Here is a 14082-nt window from a genome sequence, read left to right on the forward strand (position 1 = left end):
GAGTCGGTCCCACCCCTTCCCATCCCGAACAGGACCGTGAAACGACTCCACGCCGATGATAGTGCGGATTCCCGTGTGAAAGTAGGTAATCGTCAGGCTCCCCAGCAGCAACAGAAACCCCACCCCGCAAAGGTGGGGTTTCTGCGTTTACGGCGCAGAAACGCGCATCTGGAAGCATCGCCGCCGTGAGACTTTGCCCGACGCGCTCCGGTTCTTCCGGTCTCACTCCTTCCCGATCCGCAGCGCGTTCGCGTAACCCGTCAGTTCTTGCCCATATCCGCGGCATGCATGCACGGGCTCTCTGCCCTTATCCTTCCCAGAACACGCTAGCTCTGGCTTTGTTCGCTTAACTGCAGCGCCAACGGACAACCGCTCCTGCAGGCGAAAACCTGCAACCAAAACAGCTTTACCACCCCTCTTCATTTCCTTTCTGCACGCGTTTCGTCGCATCGGCTTGCCTTAACATTCGCCTCAGAATACTGTATAAATATACAGTAAAAACTCGTCGCCCCATGCTTGCTGCCCGATGCCGGGCAGGGCGGAGTATTCCCTATTGAACGAGCGTGTCTATGGCAGCAGCGATTCATCTGGCGACGACAGCGCTGTCGTCGCAATTGCGGCGTCAGGTGTGGCAGGGCAATGAGCTTGCCGAGGCGGACTCGCGGGTGATTTCCAGCGGCTATGCCGCGCTGGATCAACTGCTACCTGGACAGGGCTGGTCGGCCGGCGGCCTGACGGAGTTATTGATTGAACACGGAGGAGTCGGCGAGCTGCGTTTGCTGGCCCACGCGCTTCGGCATCTTACGGCACAAGTCGAACGGCACGTCATGCTCGTGGCGCCCCCTTACCAGCCCTGTGCTTCGGCACTGAGGGCTTGGGGTATCGATGTCGAGCGCGTCTTATGGGTGCGCTCGAGTGAAGACCAGGCCCTGTGGGCCGCTGCTCAGGCATTGAAGCAGGATGGCATGGGTGCCGTGCTGGTATGGCTGCCGAATGCGCGCGCCGATAAGGTTCGGCGTCTGCAGGTGGCGGCTCAGGAGTCGGCCGCGCTGGCATTTTTGATCCGGCCTGTCGAGGCAGCCACGCAATCTTCGCCGGCACCGTTGCGAATGATCTGCGAGCCGCTCTTGCCGGTTAATGCGCAGACGATTAACCGTCGTCAATGGTTGCAGGAGATTGGTATCTCGATCGACATCTTCAAGCGCCGCGGTCCGCCGCTAGCGGAGCCTTTGCGTCTCATTTTGCCGTTACAAAGCGTCGCGTTGCCGGAAAGCGGAGTCGGCAGCAATCAAGGACGAGAGATTAAACATGTTGTGGATCGCAGTCACATTGCCACTCTTGTCGCTGGAAGCCGTGAAGCCTCTCGAGTCGCTCCCGGATGGTTCGCCCGCGAAGCCGAATCTGCGTGAGCCCGGCGACGAGGCAAGCCAACCTCCCGGCGCCGAAGACGTCGCCGAGGTGCGCTGCTATGCGCTGGCCGATCACGCGCACATCCTGATGCCGGATTTCGACGCATTGCGTGCTGGGGTGCATGCGGGTCATTCGCGCTCATACGCATTGGCTTTGGCTCCCGGTCTCAAGATGCTTGCCGCAGACACAGCCCGAGAAACCCAGGCGTTCGAAGCGATGGCGCTCGCTTTGCTGACGTACACACCGAAGGTGTCGCTCGCGCACGCGCACACCTTGTTGCTGGAAGTCGGCTCCGGTTTGCGTTTGTTTGGCGGCTTGCGCGCGTTGTTGTCACGGGTATCCGCGACGGTGGCTGAATTCGGCTATACGGCGCGCATCGCGTGCGCACCGACAGCATGGGGCGCGTGGCTGTTGGCGCAGGCGCATGCTGATCGGCAGGGGCATCGTTGGCATGTGATAAAGGAAACGTCGCTTGCGAGGGTCCTCGACCGCATATCTGTGTTGTTGCTGCCGGTTGCGCAGGCGCATCGCGATGCGCTTACGCATCTCGGTTGCACGACGCTGGCCGATTTGCGTCAGTTGCCAAGGTCGGGTGTCGTGCGGCGTTTCGGCAGTGGCATTCTGGATCTGCTGGCACAAGCATATGGCACGCGTCCGGATCCGCGCGAATCGTTTCGTGCGCCGGCATCGTTTCATGCGCAGTTGGAGTTGCCGTCGCGGGTCGATAACGCCGATGCACTACTGTTCGCCGCGCGTCGGCTGATTGTGCAACTGGCCGGATGGTTGAGCGCGCATCATGCAGCGCTCAGTGGTTATACGTTGTTGCTCGAACATGAATTGGCATCCCGTCATGCGCCGAAGACGTCGAGTCTGAAAGTCGCATGGGCCATACCGTCGCGCGATGCCGAGCATCTGATCTGGCTGTTGCGTGAGAAGTTGAATCAGACGGTTCTGGTGGCCCCCGTGATCGAGTTGAAGCTGGTTGCGGATCAGATCGGCGAGTATGCAGGGCGGTCGGAGACCTTGTTCCCAATGCCCGAATCAGACGGCGATTCGATTGCACGTCTGCTTGAACGCTTGAGCGCGCGTTTGGGGCCGGAGAACGTGTTGCAGATGTCGGTGCAGGACGATCATCGGCCTGAGCGGGCAATGCGCGTCGAGGCCTACCAGGCGCAAGCGTTTTCGCGCAAGAAGCGTTCGTCTGCGAAAGCTAAGACAAAAATCAAAGCGGATAAAACCTGGCTGACCGATGAGTTGCAGCACGCGGCATTGGAGAGTGTGCGCGTAGACGGCGATGCGGCGACACAGGTAGAACAAGTAGAACAGGTAGAGGCAGAACGCGCAGCACACCCACTGCACCTATCACAACAGTCTGACAAAACGAGCGACGCTAAAAGTAGCCGTCTATTCGTCACACAACCGGCCGATGCCCAAGCATCACTCGATCTGCCCGACAGTGCATTGCCATCGCAGCCTCGCCCCGTCTGGATGCTCGACAAGCCGCTGCGCCTGATGATGCGCGAGCAGCGACCAATCTATCGTCGGCCGCTGAAAATGCTCACGCGTACCGAACGGATTGAAGCAGGGTGGTGGGACGGCAACCGTGTCGAGCGGGATTACTACGTTGCGGCAGATGATCGTGGCCATATGTTCTGGGTGTACCGGGAACGTCTTAGCGGCGAGTGGTATTTGCAGGGTTTGTTCGGCTGAGCATCATGGAAAATTCCCGGCCCTCATTCTTGTTCGAGCAGGCGCTTGCGGCCCAACTGCCGCCGTATGCGGAACTGCATTGCCTGACTAATTTCTCGTTTCTGCGCGGTGCGTCGCATCCGCATGAACTGGTCGAGCAGGCGATGTCGCGCGGCTATAGCGCGCTCGCGATCACCGATGAATGCTCGCTAGCGGGTGTCGTGCGCGCGCATACGGCGGTGAGAGAAATCAAACAGGAGCGGGACCGCCAACAGAAGGAGCGCGAAGACAAGGCGAAAGCCGCCCAAGCAGGAACGTCTCTAGAAGAAGCAACAAAGTCGACGGCCGCAAATCCAGCGGGCTCGCAACAGGAATCCTCACAACAGGAAGCCTGGCAACAAGAAGCCTCGCAACAAGAAGCCTCGCAACAAGAAGCCTCAGAGCAAGAAACCTCAGAGCAAGAGGCGCTAAAACCAATCCCTCACCTCATCATCGGCAGCGAATTGAATCTGACGGACGATGCAGGCGAACCGTTTTGCACACTGGTTGCGCTCGCAACCAACCGCAATGGCTACGGCAATCTTTCCGAACTGATCACGCTCGCCCGCTCGCGTGCCGACAAGGGCAGCTATCGCCTCAGTCCGTCCGATTTCACCGATGCGTTGCCGCATCTCGAACATCTCAAGACCTTACCCGATTGCGTCCTGATCCTCGTGCCGCAACGCACGGCGACGCTCACACACACGCTGCGCTGCGCGCATTGGCTTGCCTCATTGGCTCCGCAACGCTCATGGATCGCACTCGAACTCTGGCAAACCGGCAGCGACGATCTTCAGATTGACGCGTTGCGGATGATTTCAAAAGCGAGCGGTTTGCCTCTGGTGGCGGCAGGTGGCGTCCTGATGCATGCGCGATCGCGCAAGCCATTGCAGGACACCCTGACCGCGATCGGTCTCGTCACGCCGCTATCGGCATGCGGCCACGCGCTCGAGGCCAATGCCGAACGGCATATGCGCACGCGTGTGTGGCTCGGCAAACTGTATCCGCGCGACACGCTTGAAGAAACGCTGCGCATCGCCGCCCTATGCCGCTTCTCGCTCGACGAACTCAAGTACGAGTATCCGGAAGAACTGGTGCCCGCCGGCGAATCGCCGTCGAGTTATCTGCGCAAGCTGGTTATGTCCGGCGCAGTGGAGCGCTGGCCGAATGGCATGGATCTGAAGCGAATCGGTCAGATCGAGAAAGAGCTGCTGCTGATCGCCGAGCTGAAATACGAAAAGTACTTCTTGACGGTGCACGATATCGTGAGCTTCGCACGCTCCAGAAACATTCTGTGCCAAGGCCGCGGCTCGGCGGCAAATTCGATCGTGTGCTACTGCCTGCATGTGACGGAGATCGATCCGGTCCACATGAACATGCTGATCGAACGGTTCATCTCGCGCGCGCGTAACGAACCGCCTGATATCGACGTCGATTTCGAGCATCAGCGCCGGGAAGAGGTGATTCAATATATCTATGGGAAGTACGGCCGTCATCGCGCGGCGCTCACTGCATCGCTGATCACGTATCACGCACGCAGTGCGGTGAAGGACGTCGGCAAGGCGTTGGGACTCGAAGCGTCGCTGATTGAGCGGATCAGTAAATCGCAGCAATGGTGGGACGGCACGGATGCGGTCGCCAAATATCTGGCCGAAGCGGGCTTCGCTGCCAGCTCGCACATCACGCAGGATCTGATTCGCCTCACCAAAGAGTTACGCAACTTTCCGCGTCATCTGTCGCAACACGTCGGCGGCTTTGTGATCGCGAAAGACAAGCTGTCGCGACTCGTGCCGATTGAGAACGCGACGATGAAAGACCGTAGCGTAATCGAGTGGGACAAGGACGATATTGATGCGCTCAAGCTATTGAAAGTCGACGTGCTGGCGCTCGGCATGTTGTCGGCTATCCGGCGCGCGCTGGAGTTCGTCGCATTGCGGCGCGGCTTTCCGACATTCAGGGTGCAGGATATTCCGCGCGAGGATCGAGCTGTCTACGAAATGTGCGGCCATGCCGACACGATCGGTGTATTCCAGATCGAATCGCGTGCGCAGCAAAGCATGTTGCCGCGGCTGAAACCGAACAAGTACTACGATCTCGTGATCGAAGTCGCGATCGTGCGGCCCGGGCCGATTCAGGGCGGCATGGTGCATCCGTATCTGCGCCGCAAGCAAGGTCTGGAGACGGTGGACTACGCGAAGGATGAGTTGCGGCCTGTGCTGGAGCGCACGCTCGGTGTGCCGATTTTCCAGGAGCAGGTGATGCACCTTGCGATGGTTGCGGCGAAATACACCGGTGAGCAGGCCGATCAATTGAGGCGCGCGATGGCCGCGTGGCGGCGTAGCGGCAATCTGGCGAAGTATCAGCAGGATCTGACCGACCGCATGTCCGCGCGCGGCTACGAAAAGGAGTTTATCGAGCGCATCTGCAAACAGATCGAAGGCTTCGGCGAATATGGCTTTCCTGAAAGCCATGCGGCAAGCTTTGCATTGCTCGTTTATCTCAGCGCATGGTTGAAACGGTATGAGCCGGCCGCTTTTCTGGCGGGGTTGCTGAACAGTCAGCCGTTGGGGTTTTATTCGCCGTCGCAACTCGTGCAGGATGCCCGGCGTCACGGCGTCCAGGTATTGCCTCCCGACGTGACCTTGAGCGATTGGGAGTCGACCTTCGAAAGACGCGGTCATGAAGGGCAGCGGATTTCATCGAGCGAGACCTGTTTGCATCGTCAGCAGGGCGTATTATCCGCGCAGCAATTACGCGATCTGTCGTTGCGGCACCTCACGGTGGCCCGGACGATCCGGCGCGCGGCAAGACGGCTGACCGCACGCGTATTCCAATCGTCGAAAACCTATGGTGCACGTGGTCCGGCAGTACGCATCGGCATGCATCTGATCAAAGGTCTTTCACAGGTGGCTGCCGAACGCATCATGGCGGCTCGTAGCGACGCGCAGTTTGCCGACGTCGACGATCTGACGCGTCGCGCAGCATTGACGCGGCGCGATCTTGAAGCGCTCGCCGCTGCGAACGCGCTGGTCAGCATCGCGGGTCATCGGCGTGAAGCGTGGTGGGCGGTGACCGCGCAGCACGCGGTGCCCAAGCTGCTGCGCGATGCACCGATCGCCGAAGCGCCGTTGGCATTGCCGCAGGCAGCCGAAAGTCGCGAGATCGTCGACGATTACGCGAGCATCGGCCTCACGCTCAATCGTCATCCGCTCGCGCTATTGCGCGAGCGTCTTGCCCGGCAGCGTTTTCGCACAGCGGCCGAACTCGCCGCGTGTCAGCACGGCACGCTGGCGCGCGCCTGCGGCATCGTCACCGTGCGGCAGCGGCCGGGCACGGCAAACGGCACCGTGTTCGTTTCCATCGAAGATGAAACCGGTTCGATCAACGTGATCGTCTGGCCATCGTTGGTGGAAAAGCAGCGCAAGGTGCTGCTGGGTTCATCGTTGCTGGCGGTGTATGGCGTCTTGCAGCGTGATGACGGCGTTTCTACCGGCGGTGACAGCGCCGGCAACGGGGTGAACGCAAATAAAGCGGGCAAGGCGAAACAGAAACAGAAGGGCGAGGTGATCCATCTCGTCGCGCATCGACTCGAAGATCACAGCGAATGGCTCGGCGAACTGGCCACGGCGAGCCGCGATTTTCATTGATGCCGACCTGCCGTGGCCAAGCTTGCAGGCCCGACCCCAGGCTGGCGTGTCGCCGGGCCGTGGAAACGCGGGCAGCACCTGCCGTGGTTAAGCTCGTTGCCGGACACTACGCCGCTGTCTCGCCCCGCCATGGAAATTCGGCAAGCACTTGCCGGATCGCAACGTCGAACGGCGTGCGGCGACCGATGCCGAGCGCCTCGAGCCGGTCCGACGCCAGATGACAATTATGCGGACGCGGCGTCGCGTCGGTGGGCGTGTGTTGCGGCGTTACTTGCGCCTCGAGTTGCAGCGCAACGGCCAGCCGCACGGCGATTTCATACTTGTTCATCGGCTCGTCGCCCGACCATTGCACGATGCCGCGGATCGTATCGCCACGTGCGTGCCGTTCGAGCATCTGCCGGATCACGAACGCGACGTCCGGCGTAAAGGTCGGGTAGCGAATTGCCCAGGCATCCATGACGGCGGCCTTGCCCTCGCGTGATGCCGACGCGGCAATCGCCGGCACGAGACTCGTCACCGCCGATTCTGCCCAATCGACGATCGGCCCATACAGCAGCGGCAAACGCAGCACGCAGCCGAGATCGGTGGATTCTGTTAGCGCTCGCTCGCCTTCGAGTTTGCTGCGCCCATAGGCATTGAGCGGTGCGGGCGCGGAATCGTGCTGATAGGGTGGGTGGGCGCCGTCGAACACGTAATCGGTTGAGATCGAGAGCGTCCATGCGCCGCGCCGCTTTGCCGCCGCGGCCAAGGTGCGCACCGCATCGACGTTCAACGCCCGGGCAAGCGCCGGATCGTGCTCGCAGACATCCGGCCGGCGTTCCGCAGCGGCAATCACGAGCGCGTCCGGCGCTTCGCGCTCGACAAACTGCTCGACCGCCCGTGCATCGCGAATATCCAGCGCAACGGTGTTCGGACCCGGCCGGCTGAACGCCGTGGCGACAACTTGCCAACCGGCTTGTTGTGCCAGTTCGTCGACGAGAGCCCGGCCGAGCAGCCCGGAAGCACCAGTGACGGCAACTTTGAACATGACGGTCGCTCGTTTAGCGGGTCGAGCCGCTGGTCACGCTGGTCACGCTGGTAACCGTGTAACCGGCCTCGTCGATTGCGGCTTTTAGCGTGTCAGTCGGCTGCGCCGATTCGACCGCCACGCGACCGGACGCCAGATCGATCTGGACCTGAGCGGCTTCATCGTGTTCATGGATCGCATTCGTAACCGCCGCCACGCAATGCTGGCAGCTCATACCTTCTACCTGGAATTCGATTGTCATCGGAATTGCCTCGGAAAAATGAATGTTGCGATGATTGAATTATGCCTGCCGATGCGCAGTCGAGTAGCTGACCTTCCCACTATGGGAAGGTGTACGATCGACGCACACACTGGGGAAACAGTCATGAATATCGGTGAAGCGGCCCGCGCGTCGGGCGTCACGGCGAAGATGATTCGCTACTACGAAAGCGTGGACTTGCTGGCGGCGAAGGCACGCACGAGCGCTGGTTACCGAGTATACGGGCCGCAAGAGGTTCATTCGCTGCGTTTCATCCGGCAGGCGCGCCGTCTCGGTTTTCTGGTCGAGGACATCCGCCGGTTGCTGGCGCTGTGGCATGACCGGTCGCGCGCCAGCGCCGAGGTGAAGACGATTGCGCTGGAGCACGTCGCGGAGCTCGATCGCCGCATTGCCGAGCTGACCGACATGCGCGACACATTGGCGCATCTGGCGGACCATTGCCACGGCGACGAGCGCCCGGATTGCCCGATTATCGAGCGGCTAGCCGACACCGATCTGGTGTCGGGGAAGGGATGTCATCCGATTTGAAGGCGTCGGGTGCAACCTGTCGTAGGATTTGTCGCAACCGAACGTCAAAAAGCACCATAATGATGCAAAATAATTTGGGGTAATATCGATCGTCCCGAAAAAGTCATCTTGAATTTAGATAAATCAATGACTTAAGTGCACCACGGGCGTGCACCATTCCAAAACGGAATGCACGTCATGCGGGCATTTCACTAGCAAGGTTGCACCATAGGGTTATAATAAGGGTTAACCCTTTTACGGGAAATCCCTGATGCAAAACTCACCGGGGATTCAATCTGATCCTTGGAGAACATCATGTTTGCATACGTACTTGAAAAGCTGAGCACCTGGTTTGAAACTGCAGAACGCAGCCGTCGTGAAGCCTATCTGGCGTCGTCGTCGGATATCGTTCAGCTCGAACAGCGCATCCGCTCGCTCGAAACCAACGGCTACTCGCTGTAAGTTTCAACTGCATCAAGTTTGACCCGGCAGCGCGCGTGCGCGGCCATTGCAGTAAAGTGTTGAGCCCCGTATAGACGGGGCTTTGTCACATCTGGGCCGCGAGAATTTCACGGCAGGTAGCGCTTCAAAGCGACTCATGGCCAGACTCATGGCCAATAACGACTAGCCTGACGGGCGCAGCAGCGGTAAGGTAAAGCGTTTTCTGCGCTATCCGGCATTCTCAAACTCAACCGGTCCGCCCATGCTCTCTGTCCGCTTGCTCCAATCCGTCCCGGCCATGGCCGTCGCAGTCTCGCTGACAACGGTTTTCGCAGTACCGGCAACTTTCGCCGCGTCGGACAACAACACCCGCAAACCCGTGATACTCGACTCGCAGAGCGGTATTAGCGACGGCCAAAGCGGCACCGTGTTGCAGACCGCGCCGCTCTCGCGGCAGCCGATCGTAGGGGCGCAGCCCATTGCCACGCCCACGGAGTTGGCGCCGAATTCGTCGATACCGATCGTTGTCGCGCCCTACATCCCGGTGCCGGTCGGCGGCGGCACGCCGTCTCCACAACCGCAGCCGCAACCTCGTCCCGTGCTTCGTGCGCAATAAGCGTCTCCGGCGCGATATCTCCTAGTCGTTTCTTTTCCATCCGTTGACGCTTCGAGCATTGGCGCCTCCGTCGTGCCGCCGCATGTGCACGTACGCCTTCGGCTAATGCGCGAGGCACCGCATACGCCATTCGGGTTTCGGCGCATGGCGTGTGCGAAACCGTCCGACGACAATCGTTGCGCGCGCTCGCCACGCTGTGGGCCGTGCACAGTGTGCAGCGCCATCGCATCGAATGAAAACAGAACAAGGAGACATCAAATGCCTACTCACTGGATGCGGCGTACCGCCGGCACCTGCGCCACGTTGATCGCGCTGATCGTACCCGCGGCGCTGCCCGGTGTCGCGCTTGCCAAAGACACACCGGAAAAGCCCACGTTGACGATGGCCGTCGGCGGTTTGCCGGGCCTTTACTATTTGCCGGTACTCGCCGCACAGCAGTTGGGCTACTTCAAGGACGAAGGGCTCGACGTAACGCTCGAAGATTTCGCGGGCGGGTCGAAGGCGTTGGAAGCGGTCGTGGGGGGCAGCGCCGACGTGGGAGCCGGCGCATTCGAGCACACGCTGTTCATGCAGGCAAAGGGGCAACACTACCGCGCGTTCGTGCTGATGGGCCGCGCGCCGCAGATCGTCGTCGCGGTGCTGAAATCGAAGGCGGATCAAATCAAGACATTGGCGGACTTCAAGGGGGCCAAAGTTGGCGTGAGCGCGCCAGGTTCGTCGACGGATCTGGTACTCACCGTGGCTTTGCGCAAGGCCGGCGTACAGCGCAACGAGATTTCGGCGATCGGTGTGGGCAGCGGTGCCACGGTACTGGCCGCGGTGAGCGGCGGTCAGATCGACGCGCTGTCCAATGTCGATCCGATGATGACCAAACTGACGCGTAGTGGCGCGATCAAAGTGCTGGTCGATACGCGCACGGTGAAGGGCACGCAGGAGGTATTCGGCGGGACGATGCCGGCGGCGACACTCTATGCATCGGAGACTTTCATCCAGAAGTATCCGAAGACGACGCAGGCGCTCGCCAATGCGATCGTGCGCGCGGACCACTGGCTGCAGACCGCGAGCGATGCCGACTTGCTGAAGATGGTGCCGCCGGCCTATTTGCTCAACGACTCGGCACTCTATGTGGATGCCTTCCACAACGTGCGCGACGCGTATTCGCCGGATGGCTTGATGCCCGCGGATGGTCCGGCGACTTCATTACGCGCCTTGTCGTCGTTCGATAGCCGCCTCGATCCGAAAAAGATCGATCTGAACGCAACCTATACCAACGACTTCGCCCGCAAGGCAGCGGCGCAACTCAAGTAAGCGGTCTGGTGGCGGATGATTTACCCGGTCGCGCGCGTGTGCGACCGGGGACGCTGCCCGACCGCCACGATACAAGTTCGCGCGGAGCCTGCAACGAGGCTCAATCGCCGCGATATTCGACCTTGAACTGCGCGGCCTTGTCCTCGCCGAGCGTTTGGACCAGCCAGGGCATCTGGTCTTTCAGCGTCTTTGCCAGCGTGTACGGCGGATTCAGGATGAACATGCCGCTGCCGAACAACCCGAAGCCGTCGGTCGGCGGATTGCTGACGGTCAGGCTCACATGCAGCCAGTTGCGCTCTTGCAGCTTCTTCAGCTGATCGGGAAAGCGCTGCGATTCAAGGCGTTTTACCTGCGGATACCAGACCGCGTAGGTGCCGGTCGGAAAGCGCTTCAGGCTTTCTTCGACGCAGCGCAGCGTGCGCGTGTAGTCGCGCTTGTCTTCGTACGACGGATCGACCAGCACCAACGCGCGGCGCGGCGCCGGCGGCAGCAACGCGAGGATGCCGTCGAAGCCGTCGCCCGCATAAAGCATCGCGCGGCGGCCTGCGTCGCGGAAGTTATGGCGCAGCACGTCGATTTCAGTGGTGTGCAGCTCGAACAGGCGCATGCGGTCCTGCTCGCGCATCTGCCGCCATGCGATATACGGCGAACCCGGGTAGAAGCGCAACTGGCCGTCCGGATTCAGCGCGCTCACTTCGTCGACGTAGTCCGCGAAGATCGACGGCAGGTCGTTACGCTCCCATAGTTTGGCGATGCCGGTCTGGAACTCGCCGGTTTTGGTCGCGTAGCCTTCCTTCAGCGAATAGACGCCGGCGCCCGCGTGCGTGTCGATATACCAGTAGGCTTTGTCCTTCTGGCCGAGGTAGCGCAGTAGCTGCAACACGACGGCGTGTTTCAGAACGTCGGCGTGATTGCCTGCATGAAAGGCGTGGCGGTAGCTGAGCATGATGAGGAGACGCTGAAAGAGGGCGTGCCGGTCCAGGGCGGATTCGGCGATGTGAGTGCAATGCGGCAGCACAACTGAAGTGCAGCGCGGTCGCGTATTGTACGCGACGCCGCGTTGCACCCCGTAGTGCGTTACGCGTGACAGGGCCCTGATGGTGCGCGGGCCATGCTCCGCGGTCCCGGGTTCTGGCGCGCGGCCGCTCAGTCGTAGGCGTCGCCGATGATCTCCTCGATCCGCTGCTTGATCTCCGGCGTGATCCGCTCGGCCACCTCGGCGGATTTCATGTTCTCACCGATCTGTTCGACGCGCGACGCGCCGGTGATGACCGTGCTCACATGGGGATTCTTCAGAATCCACCCAATCGCCAACTGGCCGACCGTGCAGTCCAACTCGTCGGCCACTTCGCCCAGCTTGCCGACCACGTTGTTCTTGCCGGCATCGGTGAGCTGCTTGCGCAGCCAGTCGTAACCTTGCAACTGCGCGCGGCTATCGGCAGGTACGCCGTCGCGGTACTTGCCGGTGAGCAGGCCGGACGCGAGCGGACTCCAGGTGGTGAGCCCAAGGCCGATGTCCTCGTAAAGCCGCTTGTATTCCTGCTCGACGCGCTTGCGGTGGAACAGGTTGTACTGCGGCTGCTCCATGACCGGTTTGTGCAGATGATGCCGCTCAGCGATCTCGTAAGCAGCGCGGATTTCGTCGGCGCTCCATTCAGACGTGCCCCAGTACAGTGCCTTGCCGCGCGTGATCATGTCGCTCATGGCCCAGACGGTTTCTTCGACCGGCGTGTTCGGGTCAGGACGATGACAGAACACCAGATCGACATAATCGAGCTGTAAGCGTTTTAGCGACGTGTCGATCGCGTTCAGCAAATATTTGCGGTTCAGCGTGTGGTACTGGTTCGGTGCTTCGTTGAGTCCCCAGAAAAATTTCGTCGACACCACATAGCTCACGCGCGGCCACGCCAGTTCCTTGAGCGCCTGGCCCATGATCTCTTCGGATTGGCCGGCGGCGTACACCTCCGCGTTGTCGAAGAAGTTGACTCCCGCGTCGCGTGCGGCCGCAAGCGACTCGCGCGCCGCACGATGATCCACCTGATTGCCGTACGTGACCCATGAGCCGATGGACAGTTCGCTGACTTGCAGGCCGGAGCGGCCCAGACGTCGATAATTCATGCATTCCTCCTTGGTAGTGATGCCGCTGGAATCCCGCTGAAACGTCTAGTTTAAAGAGATAAGACTCGATGTGCGTTTTACGGATGTAGTTCACGCGGTTCATGCACAATAGCAGCGTTGGCCGCAGTGCAACATTCGGCCGAACGGCCTATGCCGTTTGGCTGACTTCACGCCGCCTGCGGCCCGTGGTCTCATTGCTCATCAACTGCATGGAGGTTCTGGATGTCGTCACTGAACACGAATCTGAATGGCAAGGTCGCAGTGGTTACCGGTGCCGCGAGCGGCATCGGCAAGCAAATTGCGCTCACGCTTTCCGCCGCGGGCGCCGCGGTCGCGATCGCCGACCTGAACCAGGACGGCGCGAACGCTGTCGCTGAAGAAATCAAAAGTGCCGGCGGAAAGGCAATCGGCGTGGCGATGGACGTCACGAACGAAGACGCCGTCAACCAGGGTATCGACAAAGTCGCGGCCGAACTCGGCTCGATCGACATTCTGATTTCCAACGCCGGCATCCAGATCGTCAATCCGATCGAAAACTACTCGTTTTCCGACTGGAAGAAGATGCAGGCAATCCACGTGGACGGCGCCTTCCTCACCACCAAGGCCGCGCTCAAGCACATGTACAAAGACGATCGCGGTGGCATCGTGATCTACATGGGCTCGGTCCATTCGCACGAAGCGTCGCCGCTAAAGTCCGCCTACGTGACGGCCAAGCATGCGCTGCTGGGGCTCTCGCGCGTACTGGCCAAGGAAGGCGCGAAACACAATGTGCGCTCGCATGTCGTGTGTCCGGGTTTCGTACGTACGCCGCTTGTCGACAAGCAGATTCCCGAGCAGGCCAAGGAGCTCGGCATCAGCGAAGAAGACGTGATCAAGCGCGTGATGCTGGGCGGCACGGTCGACGGCATCTTCACCACGGTGGAAGACGTTGCGCAGACGGTGCTGTTCCTGTCAACTTTCCCGACTGCGGCGCTGACCGGCCAGTCCTTTATTGTGAGCCACGGCTGGTATATGCAATAAG

Annotated in this window: 13 protein-coding genes and 1 rRNA gene; 10 read left to right on the plus strand and 4 right to left on the minus strand. The window is 60.6% G+C overall.

What is annotated here, in order from left to right:
- The 4 genes from rrf to GNZ13_RS36790 all read left to right on the plus strand — a co-directional run.
- Nucleotides 1-98, plus strand: a 5S ribosomal RNA gene (gene rrf, locus GNZ13_RS54675); the annotation flags it as partial.
- Nucleotides 99-569: 471 nt separating this feature from the next.
- Nucleotides 570-1409 carry a translesion DNA synthesis-associated protein ImuA gene (imuA, locus tag GNZ13_RS36780; RefSeq protein ID WP_172173985.1) on the plus strand — a complete coding sequence of 280 codons (840 nt, stop codon included), beginning with the start codon at nucleotides 570-572 and terminating at the stop codon, nucleotides 1407-1409.
- Nucleotides 1309-3120, plus strand: a complete 1812-nt coding sequence (locus GNZ13_RS36785; protein ID WP_172173987.1) for a Y-family DNA polymerase — start codon at nucleotides 1309-1311, stop codon at nucleotides 3118-3120. The genes imuA and GNZ13_RS36785 overlap by 101 nt, the downstream gene beginning before the upstream one ends.
- Before the next feature lie 5 nt (nucleotides 3121-3125).
- Nucleotides 3126-6785: an error-prone DNA polymerase gene (locus tag GNZ13_RS36790; RefSeq protein WP_172173990.1), complete on the plus strand. Its 3660-nt coding sequence runs from the start codon at nucleotides 3126-3128 to the stop codon at nucleotides 6783-6785.
- Between the two features lie 106 nt (nucleotides 6786-6891).
- On the opposite strand, the gene GNZ13_RS36795 is transcribed toward GNZ13_RS36790, so the two are convergent.
- Together GNZ13_RS36795 and GNZ13_RS36800 are read right to left on the minus strand one after the other, a co-directional pair.
- Nucleotides 6892-7812, minus strand: a complete 921-nt coding sequence (locus tag GNZ13_RS36795; RefSeq protein WP_172173993.1) for a dTDP-4-dehydrorhamnose reductase family protein — start codon at nucleotides 7810-7812, stop codon at nucleotides 6892-6894.
- A 13-nt stretch (nucleotides 7813-7825) separates the two neighbouring features.
- Entirely contained in the window at nucleotides 7826-8053 is a 228-nt protein-coding gene (locus GNZ13_RS36800) for a heavy-metal-associated domain-containing protein (protein ID WP_172173996.1), read from the minus strand.
- Nucleotides 8054-8176: 123 nt separating this feature from the next.
- Here GNZ13_RS36800 and cueR point away from each other — a divergent pair, with 123 nt between their 5' ends.
- The 4 genes from cueR to GNZ13_RS36820 all read left to right on the plus strand — a co-directional run bounded on the left by cueR (nucleotide 8177) and on the right by GNZ13_RS36820 (nucleotide 10943).
- A complete protein-coding gene (gene cueR, locus GNZ13_RS36805) occupies nucleotides 8177-8599 on the plus strand; it encodes a Cu(I)-responsive transcriptional regulator (RefSeq protein WP_120347011.1) in 423 nt (140 codons plus the stop codon).
- Between the two features lie 294 nt (nucleotides 8600-8893).
- Nucleotides 8894-9040, plus strand: a complete 147-nt coding sequence (locus GNZ13_RS36810; RefSeq protein ID WP_074284875.1) for a DUF3563 family protein — start codon at nucleotides 8894-8896, stop codon at nucleotides 9038-9040.
- A gap of 277 nt (nucleotides 9041-9317) precedes the next feature.
- Nucleotides 9318-9635, plus strand: coding sequence for a hypothetical protein (locus GNZ13_RS36815; RefSeq protein WP_236002362.1), 318 nt, complete (start codon nucleotides 9318-9320; stop codon nucleotides 9633-9635).
- Nucleotides 9636-9893: 258 nt separating this feature from the next.
- The gene (locus GNZ13_RS36820) at nucleotides 9894-10943 is read left to right on the plus strand and encodes an ABC transporter substrate-binding protein (RefSeq protein ID WP_172174002.1); all 1050 of its coding nucleotides are present in this window, start codon (nucleotides 9894-9896) and stop codon (nucleotides 10941-10943) included.
- Nucleotides 10944-11043: 100 nt separating this feature from the next.
- On the opposite strand, the gene GNZ13_RS36825 is transcribed toward GNZ13_RS36820, so the two are convergent.
- The gene (locus GNZ13_RS36825) at nucleotides 11044-11889 is read right to left on the minus strand and encodes a 23S rRNA (adenine(2030)-N(6))-methyltransferase RlmJ (protein ID WP_172174005.1); all 846 of its coding nucleotides are present in this window, start codon (nucleotides 11887-11889) and stop codon (nucleotides 11044-11046) included.
- Here GNZ13_RS36825 and GNZ13_RS53625 point away from each other — a divergent pair.
- Nucleotides 11833-11967 (plus strand): hypothetical protein, encoded by a 135-nt coding sequence (locus tag GNZ13_RS53625; RefSeq protein ID WP_268959225.1) that lies wholly within the window; start codon nucleotides 11833-11835, stop codon nucleotides 11965-11967. The genes GNZ13_RS36825 and GNZ13_RS53625 overlap by 57 nt on opposite strands.
- Before the next feature lie 122 nt (nucleotides 11968-12089).
- Here GNZ13_RS53625 and GNZ13_RS36830 read toward each other — a convergent pair whose 3' ends face one another.
- Complete coding sequence (locus GNZ13_RS36830; RefSeq protein WP_172174008.1) at nucleotides 12090-13061, minus strand: potassium channel beta subunit family protein; 972 nt, start codon at nucleotides 13059-13061, stop codon at nucleotides 12090-12092.
- Between the two features lie 222 nt (nucleotides 13062-13283).
- Between GNZ13_RS36830 and GNZ13_RS36835 the strand changes: the two genes are divergently transcribed.
- Nucleotides 13284-14081: a 3-hydroxybutyrate dehydrogenase gene (locus GNZ13_RS36835; protein WP_172174011.1), complete on the plus strand. Its 798-nt coding sequence runs from the start codon at nucleotides 13284-13286 to the stop codon at nucleotides 14079-14081.
- Nucleotide 14082 lies beyond the last annotated feature (1 nt).

It is taken from the genome of Paraburkholderia elongata (genome assembly GCF_013177735.1).
In the GTDB taxonomy this organism is placed as follows: Bacteria; Pseudomonadota; Gammaproteobacteria; order Burkholderiales; family Burkholderiaceae; genus Paraburkholderia; species Paraburkholderia elongata.